Origin of the sequence: Phytobacter palmae, from assembly GCF_039409775.1 — a bacterium.
GTDB classification, from domain to species: domain Bacteria; phylum Pseudomonadota; class Gammaproteobacteria; order Enterobacterales; family Enterobacteriaceae; genus Phytobacter; species Phytobacter palmae.
On record NZ_JBCIVJ010000029.1, the window covers coordinates 39633 to 46264 of the forward strand.

Sequence of the window (6632 nt, forward strand, 5' to 3'; positions counted from 1 at the left end):
TAATTGAGTTGAAATAAAGGGCAGCACCTCGGATCAGGCCTGCCCGACGGCAGACCTGACATAACCATTACTGATCAGGCTTGCCGGGACTGAATTCTACTAGTAGCGGGTTGTGGTCGGATGCGCGCGTAACCAGCACGGAGGCTTCCTGCACGTTCAGACCACGATAAAAGACAAAATCCAGAGGGCGACCAAACGCCCGACGGCGATTGTCATCCGTAAAGCGTACCTGACGCAGTGACATCTCACGCGAGAAGCGATAAAGCGCATTCATACGTGGACGACTCCAGGCGTTGAAATCGCCGGCCATGATAACCGGGCCATTGTGACGCAGGATTTGATCACCAATTGGCAGAAGCTGTTTACTGTAAACATCGACGCCAAGGCTGAAATTCACCGCATGCACGTTCACCACCATCAGGTTTCGCATATCCGGCAATGGATAAACCGTCACCAGCGCTGATTTGGCAAGGCGCAGGATCGGCTCTCGCTCTCGCAACGGACAGCAATAGACCGGATGAGCGGAAGAGAGCGTCATCACACCGGAGGGATGTTGAGGCAAAACAAATGCGGGAACCTGATCGGCGGCGAGATAGTTAGTGGTCGCAAACCTGACCAGTTCAGGCGTAGTTTGCGCTTCCTGCAATAAAACCAAATGCGCGTCTTTGCCAAAACTCTGCAAAACGGAGAGCCACTCGGCGCGCTGCTGTTTGAAGATATTCCATACCAGAACCCGGATTTTGTCATCACTGCTCAGGGGGGCACCCGCTGGCAATGCCTTACCAATACTCGCGAAGGACCCCGGCGGCATAATGCGCTCCGCAGGTTGTCCGGCAACATATCGCATGGCATAGGTATTTTTGGGCACTTTCGGTTTTAAACCTCTTCGTTTTAAACCCCGGAACAACAATAGGGGTCATTCAGTTATAGGGATTTTAGCGCAGAGTTTCAACGACAATGGGCAGAAAAGCCTCAAGTAAAAGTGAGTAAGCGCTCAATCACATCAATGAATAAATAGAGTATGGCAGGGAAGCTGGCAGGATGATTTAATAGCCAGACGATTATAATAGAGATCAACTATTGCTACAGGCGCAACAATGAAAGCCACCTCAGAAGAAATGATGATATTTGTCGCCGTTGTGGAAAGCGGCAGCTTTAGCCGTGCCGCAGAACGCCTGGGCCAGGCTAATTCAGCTATCAGCCGGGCAATAAAAAAACTGGAGAGTAAACTGGGGGTTAACCTGCTTAATCGCACAACTCGTCAGTTGAGCCTTACAGAAGAAGGCGAGCGCTATTTTCGTCGGATTCAGGGCGTGCTGCAGGAGATGGCAGCCGCAGAGACCGAGGTAATGGAGGCCAAACTGACACCCCGCGGCGTTTTACGCATTGATGCCGCTACGCCTGTGATGCTGCATTTTGTGATGCCGATGATTAGGCCCTTTCGCGAACGCTACCCGGAAATAACATTGTCGCTGGTTTCCAGTGAAACTTTTATCAATTTAATCGAACGAAAAGTAGATGTCGCGATCCGCGTGGGTAAGCTGACCGACTCCAGTCTGCGGGCCCGACCAATTTTTACCAGCTACCGCAAACTGATTGCATCACCGGATTATCTCGACCGCTGCGGTATACCCGAAACTGCAGAAGATTTAAAAAATCATACCTGTCTCGGGTTTACCGAACCTGTCTCGCTGAATACCTGGCCCGTTGCCGCCCAGGATGGCCAACTTTATGAAATCGACTGCAGCATTTCTTCTAACAGCGGTGAGACGCTTAAACATCTCTGCCTGAGCGGTAACGGTATCGCCAGCCTGTCTGATTTTATGATCGCAAAAGAGCTGGAAAGCGGCGAGCTGGTGGAAGTCCTGGCGAGCAAGCGTTTACCGGTTGAGACACCATTCAGCGCGGTCTACTACAGCGACCGGGCTGTCAGTACACGCATACGAGCGTTTATTGATTTCATTAGCGAATATCATTCCTGATACTCCTCTGGTTCGCCTCGCGCGTGCTTTCAAACTCTTTATCTCATTTCACTCTGTGCAGAGTAAATCGACTCAATCATAGTAACTTGCATTTTGATAGTTACTATGAGAATGTGCTTTCCAGATAAGTTCTGGAGAGAAGAAATGAAAAACGAACCGCTTTGCGAAGCCCCTTGCCCCATCGCCAGGAGTCTGGGCCGCATTGGTGATAGCTGGAGCATAATAATTCTGCGTGATGCTTTCGCAGGCTTTACCCGTTTCGATGAATTTCAAAAAAGCGCAAACGTGGCGCCCAATATTCTTTCACGACGCCTGAAGGAGTTGGTGGACGACGGTTTACTGGAAAAAGTCTGTTACAGCAGTACGCCCCCTCGCTACGAGTACCATTTAACCGAGCGTGGACGTGATTTTCGCCCGGTAATCATCGCGCTTGCCGAATGGGGCAATCGTCATTTTGCAACGGAAGGCCGTCAGATCCAGTTGGTCGAGAAAGAGACCCAGCGTCTGGTTCACGCCATAATGGTCGATGCCGAAACCGGCCATCCCCTTACGCCCGAGAAATACGCTTTGGTTCCAGGCCCCGCCGCTTCTCCCATGATTCGTTATCGCCATGACTATCTGCAACGCAAACGTGCTGGTGACAACACACAAAAATTCGCGCCGCAATTACATCTGGATCAGCATCATGAATCTTAAGAGTAAAAAACGCGCCGTTACCTTATCGTTATCCGGGATCGCTGTATTAGGTGCAGTAGGTTATGGTGCCTGGTGGTATACAAATGCCCGTTTTTTGCAGTCGACGGACGATGCTTACGTTGGTGGAGATATCAGCGCCATTTCGGCGAAAGTCTCTGGTTATATTCAGGAGATCGCCATAAAAGACAATATGCCAGTGAAAAAAGGTGAGTTACTTGTTCGCCTTGATGCAAGGGACTATCAGGCGGCACTGGCAAAAGCGGAAGGTGAAGTTGCTGCTCAACAAGCGGCGATGGCTGACCTTATTGCCACCCGACAATTGCAACTGGCGACCATCGAAGGTTCGGCTGCCAGCCTGGGGGCCGCACAAGCAACCACGCTGAAAACGGCGGGCGACAGCCGCCGCTACAATGCGCTGGCGCAGACGGTAGCTATCTCAGCACAGGTGCGAGAAAACGCCGAGGCAGATTACCATCGAGCCAGGGCAGAAGAAGGCAAAGCCCGGGCAGATAAAGCTGTTGCCGAACGCCAGCTATTGGTGCTTGATGCACGGGAAAAACAAACTCGCGCAGCCCTCGCTCAGGCACAGGCAGGACTGGATATGGCCCGTCTCAATCTCAGCTATACAGAGATCCGCGCTCCTTTTGATGGCGTTGTTGGCAATAGACGCGCATGGTCTGGCTCATTCGTGAGTAGCGGTACGCAGTTGCTTTCTCTGGTCCCCAGTCACGATTTATGGGTAGACGCCAACTTCAAAGAAAATCAGCTGGCGAATATGCGCCCCGGCCAGCCAGCGACAGTGGTCGCAGATGTTATGCCAGGACATACCTTTACCGGACATGTCTTGAGCCTTTCTCCTGCAACCGGTTCCCGCTTCAGTCTTCTGCCTGCTGAAAACGCAACCGGTAATTTCACCAAAATTGTTCAGCGCATCCCGGTTCGCATAGCTCTGGATGGCGAAGCGTCAAAATTAGGACTTCTGCGCCCTGGTTTGTCTGTCTCTGTTACCGTGGATGAAAAGAGTCGCCAATGAGTACTGCAATTGCCCCAGCGCAGCTGCAGGGCACGGCGCTGCCAATGAACCAAAAGCTCTTTGCTTTCGCCACTATGTGCCTCGGAATGTTCATTGCATTGCTGGATATTCAAATCGTCTCGGCATCTCTACGTGATATCGGCGGCGGTCTTTCTGCTGGCGATGATGAAACAGTGTGGGTGCAAACCAGCTATCTGATCGCAGAGATCATTATCATTCCCCTGTCAGGATGGCTTGCCAGGGTGATGTCGACCCGCTGGCTTTTTGCCGCGTCGGCTGCTGGTTTTACGCTGATGAGCCTGCTGTGTGGATGGGCGTGGAATATCCAGAGCATGATTACTTTTCGTGCGTTGCAGGGGCTGGCCGGAGGCTCAATGATCCCGCTGGTATTCACGACTGCATTTGCATTTTTTCAGGGCAAACAGCGTGTTATCGCCGCTGCCACGATTGGCGGTCTTGCTTCGCTGGCACCGACGCTGGGTCCTACGGTAGGGGGCTGGATCACTGAAAATTTCAGCTGGCACTGGTTGTTTTTTATCAACATATTGCCAGGCACTTATATTGCGATAACAGTACCTTTGCTGGTTAATATTGATGCGCCAGGCCCTGGGTTATTGCGCGGCGCGGACTACCTCAGCATCGTACTTTTAGCAGTGTCCCTGGGTTGTCTGGAGTATACGCTTGAGGAAGGACCACGCTGGGGCTGGTTTGATGACAGCACCCTGACCATCACGGGTTGGCTGGCGTTGTTGTGCGGGATAGCTTTTGTCATACGGACACTGCGCCATTCCCAGCCAGTCATGGATCTACGCGCGCTTTCCGATCGTACATTCACTCTGGGCTGTTACTTTTCATTTATGGCCGGGGTCGGGATCTTCTCCACTATCTATCTGACGCCACTTTTTCTGGGTATGGTCCGAGGTTTTAGCGCACTGGATATCGGCCTTGCTATCTTCTCCACTGGCTTGTTCCAGGTACTTTCGATCCCTTTTTATTCCTGGCTTGCCAACAAAGTGGACTTGCGTTGGCTACTCATGGCCGGACTGCTGGGATTTGCCTTCTCAATGTACAGCTTTATTCCACTCACCCACGACTGGGGAGCGAAAGAACTCCTGTTGCCTCAGGCGTTTCGCGGTCTCGCACAGCAATTCGCCGTTGCCCCGACTGTCACGCTTACGCTTGGCAGTTTGCCTCCCGCACGTCTAAAACTAGCATCAGGGCTGTTTAACTTAATGCGTAATCTGGGTGGTGCTATTGGTATCGCGCTTTGCGGTACCGTTATCAACGATCGTACAAATCTTCATTACAGTCGCCTTGCCGATCATCTTAACAGTACAAACCTCAACTTAAGCGATTTTGTACAGACTCGCGCCGCAGTATTAATGAATCAGGGGATGGACACCAGTTCAGCACAGACAGCCGCCCTGAAAAATCTGGCTGCATTAGCACTAAGAGAAGCAAGGACGCAGGCATTTGCCGACGCGTTCTATTTGATCATGATCGGATTCTTAATTGCCGCTGCGCTGGTCCCTTTTATGAAGAAGCCGCAGGCATAGCATGACAACATCAGGAGAGATTTATGAGTAGTCTACAAAGACGCATTGTCGTGACAGGGATGGGCATTGTCAGCCCGCTGGGTTGCGGCGTCCAACATGTCTGGCAATCGCTGCTGGAAGGGAAGTCGGGTATCCGATCACTGCCTGAATCGGTCGTCGAAGATATCGCCTGTAAAGTGGCAGGCCAGGTTCCCACAATTGAAGAAGATCCCCGGCACGGTTTTGATCCACTATCCGCTATTCCGGCAAAAGAGCGCAAGAAGATGGATCGCTTCATTGAATTTGCTCTGGTGGCAGCACAGGAAGCACTTCATCAGGCGAACTGGTTTCCACAAGAGCAGGCGCTAAAAGATCGTACTGCGACCATCATTGCGACAGGTATTGGTGGCTTTAGTCAAATAGCCGAGGCAGTACAGACAACCGAACATCGCGGTCCACGCAAATTATCCCCTTTCACGATCCCCTCTTTCCTGGCAAACCTGGCAGCAGGCCATGTTTCTATCGCGCATGGTTTTCGCGGCCCCATAGGTGCGCCGGTTACTGCCTGTGCAGCCGGCGCACAGGCTATCGGAGATGCTGCAAGGTTAATACGGGCCGGTGAAGCAGACATTGCACTGTGTGGAGGCAGCGAGGCCGCAATCCATCGTGTTAGTCTGGCGGGTTTCGCTGCGGCCAGGGCGCTTTCGAGTGGATTTAATGATAATCCAGCCGAGGCATCGCGACCATTTGATCAGGACAGAGATGGCTTCGTGATGGGAGAAGGCGCAGGTCTTCTGGTGATTGAGTCGCTCGAACATGCACTCGCTCGTGGAGCGACACCGCTGGCAGAACTGGTGGGGTATGGTACCAGCGCCGACGCCTATCACCTTACGGCAGGGCCGGAAGATGGCAATGGCGCACGACGTGCAATGGAAGCTGCATTGCAGCAGGCGGGGATCGTGCCGGATCAGGTGCAACATATCAATGCGCATGCCACATCAACGCAGGTTGGAGATAAAGGCGAACTGGCGGCAATACGTGCGCTCTTTGCTGAACATCCGGTTGCCATTACATCAACAAAATCTGCCACCGGACATTTACTGGGTGCGGCAGGGGGTATTGAAGCGATCTTCACCATCCAGGCGTTGCGTGATCAAATAGCACCACCTACCCTGAATCTGCATAATCCGGATATTGCTGCAACTGGCATGCGCCTTGTGGCGCTAGCAGCACAGCCGCTAACGATGGAATATGCGCTTTCAAACGGATTTGGTTTTGGCGGTGTGAATGCCAGCCTGCTGCTAAAACGGTGGGATGACTGACAGTAATAATGAGACAAAGGGCCTTGCGCCCTTTGTTTCGCCTGCTTTGCGATAAATGAGCAGA

6 protein-coding genes are annotated in these 6632 nt (G+C 52.3%); 5 read left to right on the forward strand and 1 reads right to left on the reverse strand.

Translation table 11 applies throughout. The features are described from left to right. Positions 1–67 precede the first annotated feature (67 nt). Positions 68–868, reverse strand: coding sequence for an endonuclease/exonuclease/phosphatase family protein (locus tag AAIG39_RS23020; protein WP_090082932.1), 801 nt, complete (start codon positions 866–868; stop codon positions 68–70). 229 nt (positions 869–1097) lie between these two features. Between AAIG39_RS23020 and yafC the strand changes: the two genes are divergently transcribed. The 5 genes from yafC (at position 1098) to fabF (ending at position 6568) form a co-directional block, all read left to right on the forward strand. Further along, entirely contained in the window at positions 1098–1982 is an 885-nt protein-coding gene (gene yafC / locus AAIG39_RS23025) for a DNA-binding transcriptional regulator YafC (RefSeq protein WP_090082934.1), read from the forward strand. A gap of 144 nt (positions 1983–2126) precedes the next feature. Beyond that, on the forward strand, positions 2127–2678 hold the full coding sequence (locus AAIG39_RS23030) for a winged helix-turn-helix transcriptional regulator (RefSeq protein WP_090082937.1): 552 nt from the start codon (positions 2127–2129) through the stop codon (positions 2676–2678). Further along, the gene (locus AAIG39_RS23035; RefSeq protein ID WP_343194802.1) at positions 2668–3711 is read left to right on the forward strand and encodes an HlyD family secretion protein; all 1044 of its coding nucleotides are present in this window, start codon (positions 2668–2670) and stop codon (positions 3709–3711) included. Before AAIG39_RS23030 ends, AAIG39_RS23035 begins: the two co-directional genes overlap by 11 nt. Further along, positions 3708–5267: a DHA2 family efflux MFS transporter permease subunit gene (locus AAIG39_RS23040; RefSeq protein WP_090082940.1), complete on the forward strand. Its 1560-nt coding sequence runs from the start codon at positions 3708–3710 to the stop codon at positions 5265–5267. The genes AAIG39_RS23035 and AAIG39_RS23040 overlap by 4 nt, the downstream gene beginning before the upstream one ends. 23 nt (positions 5268–5290) lie before the next feature. Further along, the gene (gene fabF / locus AAIG39_RS23045; RefSeq protein WP_249572555.1) at positions 5291–6568 is read left to right on the forward strand and encodes a beta-ketoacyl-ACP synthase II; all 1278 of its coding nucleotides are present in this window, start codon (positions 5291–5293) and stop codon (positions 6566–6568) included. Positions 6569–6632 lie beyond the last annotated feature (64 nt).